Raw genomic sequence first — 867 nt, forward strand, 5'->3', positions numbered from 1 at the left:
GGTAATCCCCCCGCTTTTAGCGGACGTAAAAAGTGGAGCTAAGCAGCCAAGGCCAATTTCTGCATCGGTGTGATGCCGCCGAGCGCCATGTTCGGGCGCTCATGGTTGTAAGTCCATAGCCAACGGGTAGCCATGTCTTGCACTTGCTCGATCGAGTCGAACAAGGTTCGTGCAAGCCATGCATAGCGCACCGTTCTGTTGTAGCGCTCGACATAGGCGTTCTGCTGGGGTTTGCCCGGCTGGATATGATCGATGCGGATGCCGCGCTGTGCAGCCCAGACCAGCAAGGCACCACTGATGTATTCGGGGCCGTTATCGCAGCGAATCGTGGCCGGCTTGCCGCGCCATTCGATGATCTGTTCCAGGGCTCGAATCACACGTACCGAGGGCAGCGACAGATCGACCTCGATCCCGAGTCCTTCGCGGTTGAAATCGTCCAGCACGTTGAACAGCCGAAAACTGCGTCCGTCACTGAGCTGGTCGTGCATGAAGTCCATCGACCACACCTGATTGATGGTTCCAGGCACTGCCAGTGGCTCGGGCCGCTCGCGCACGATCCGCTTCTTCGGCTTGATCCGCAGGTTTAGTTCGAGCTCCCGGTAAATTCGATAGACCCGCTTGTGGTTCCAACCGAAGCCTTTGACGTTGCGCAGATGCAGGAAGCACAAGCCGAAACCCCAGTCGCGATAAGTCGTTGTCAACCGGACCAGCCAGTCGGCGATCTGCGCATTTTCCTCGCTCGCCTTGGCCTGGTAGCGATAGGCGGTCTCACTCAGTGCAAACGTCTGACAGGCGTGCCGGATACTTGTGCGCCCGCTTCCCACCACCCATCGGGCCATCTCCCGGCGTTGAGATGGCCTCACCATT

Annotated in this window: 1 protein-coding gene; it reads right to left on the reverse strand. The window is 58.7% G+C overall.

Annotated features, from left to right (window positions below; genetic code table 11):
* Positions 1-38: 38 nt before the first annotated feature.
* The coding region (locus MJ606_RS18220; RefSeq protein WP_243050974.1) for an IS3 family transposase at positions 39-867 on the reverse strand (829 nt) is incomplete at its 5' end.

Source organism: Dyella sp. RRB7 (genome assembly GCF_022761115.1).
GTDB lineage: Bacteria > Pseudomonadota > Gammaproteobacteria > Xanthomonadales > Rhodanobacteraceae > Dyella.